The 1,598-nt window shown below is 46.2% G+C and carries 1 protein-coding gene and 1 pseudogene; one reads left to right on the top strand and one right to left on the bottom strand.

Going from position 1 to position 1,598, the window contains the following annotated elements:
- A pseudogene (sso7d, locus tag SB771_RS33375) lies at positions 1 to 88 on the top strand (chromatin protein Sso7d); the annotation flags it as partial.
- 721 nt (positions 89 to 809) lie between these two features.
- On the opposite strand, the gene SB771_RS33370 reads toward sso7d, so the two are convergent.
- Positions 810 to 1,598, bottom strand: a 789-nt coding sequence (locus SB771_RS33370; RefSeq protein WP_410721843.1) for an APH(3')-I family aminoglycoside O-phosphotransferase, incomplete at its 5' end; no start/stop codon positions are given.

Below are 1,598 nucleotides of genomic sequence, written 5' to 3'. Positions count from 1 at the left end.
AGGTGGTGGTAAAACCGGTCGTGGTGCGGTTTCTGAAAAAGACGCGCCGAAAGAACTGCTGCAGATGCTGGAAAAACAGAAAAAATGACTCGAGCACCACCACCACCACCACTGAGATCCGGCTGCTAACAAAGCCCGAAAGGAAGCTGAGTTGGCTGCTGCCACCGCTGAGCAATAACTAGCATAACCCCTTGGGGCCTCTAAACGGGTCTTGAGGGGTTTTTTGCTGAAAGGAGGAACTATATCCGGATTGGCGAATGGGACGCGCCCTGTAGCGGCGCATTAAGCGCGGCGGGTGTGGTGGTTACGCGCAGCGTGACCGCTACACTTGCCAGCGCCCTAGCGCCCGCTCCTTTCGCTTTCTTCCCTTCCTTTCTCGCCACGTTCGCCGGCTTTCCCCGTCAAGCTCTAAATCGGGGGCTCCCTTTAGGGTTCCGATTTAGTGCTTTACGGCACCTCGACCCCAAAAAACTTGATTAGGGTGATGGTTCACGTAGTGGGCCATCGCCCTGATAGACGGTTTTTCGCCCTTTGACGTTGGAGTCCACGTTCTTTAATAGTGGACTCTTGTTCCAAACTGGAACAACACTCAACCCTATCTCGGTCTATTCTTTTGATTTATAAGGGATTTTGCCGATTTCGGCCTATTGGTTAAAAAATGAGCTGATTTAACAAAAATTTAACGCGAATTTTAACAAAATATTAACGCTTACAATTTAGGTGGCACTTTTCGGGGAAATGTGCGCGGAACCCCTATTTGTTTATTTTTCTAAATACATTCAAATATGTATCCGCTCATGAATTAATTCTTAGAAAAACTCATCGAGCATCAAATGAAACTGCAATTTATTCATATCAGGATTATCAATACCATATTTTTGAAAAAGCCGTTTCTGTAATGAAGGAGAAAACTCACCGAGGCAGTTCCATAGGATGGCAAGATCCTGGTATCGGTCTGCGATTCCGACTCGTCCAACATCAATACAACCTATTAATTTCCCCTCGTCAAAAATAAGGTTATCAAGTGAGAAATCACCATGAGTGACGACTGAATCCGGTGAGAATGGCAAAAGTTTATGCATTTCTTTCCAGACTTGTTCAACAGGCCAGCCATTACGCTCGTCATCAAAATCACTCGCATCAACCAAACCGTTATTCATTCGTGATTGCGCCTGAGCGAGACGAAATACGCGATCGCTGTTAAAAGGACAATTACAAACAGGAATCGAATGCAACCGGCGCAGGAACACTGCCAGCGCATCAACAATATTTTCACCTGAATCAGGATATTCTTCTAATACCTGGAATGCTGTTTTCCCGGGGATCGCAGTGGTGAGTAACCATGCATCATCAGGAGTACGGATAAAATGCTTGATGGTCGGAAGAGGCATAAATTCCGTCAGCCAGTTTAGTCTGACCATCTCATCTGTAACATCATTGGCAACGCTACCTTTGCCATGTTTCAGAAACAACTCTGGCGCATCGGGCTTCCCATACAATCGATAGATTGTCGCACCTGATTGCCCGACATTATCGCGAGCCCATTTATACCCATATAAATCAGCATCCATGTTGGAATTTAATCGCGGCCTAGAGCA

The sequence above is a fragment of the Burkholderia sp. SIMBA_051 genome (genome assembly GCF_046534915.1).
GTDB classification, from domain to species: Bacteria; Pseudomonadota; Gammaproteobacteria; order Burkholderiales; family Burkholderiaceae; genus Burkholderia; species Burkholderia ambifaria.
The sequence above is the reverse complement of the archived record's forward strand: the minus strand, read 5'-3'. Positions and strand labels throughout refer to the sequence as shown.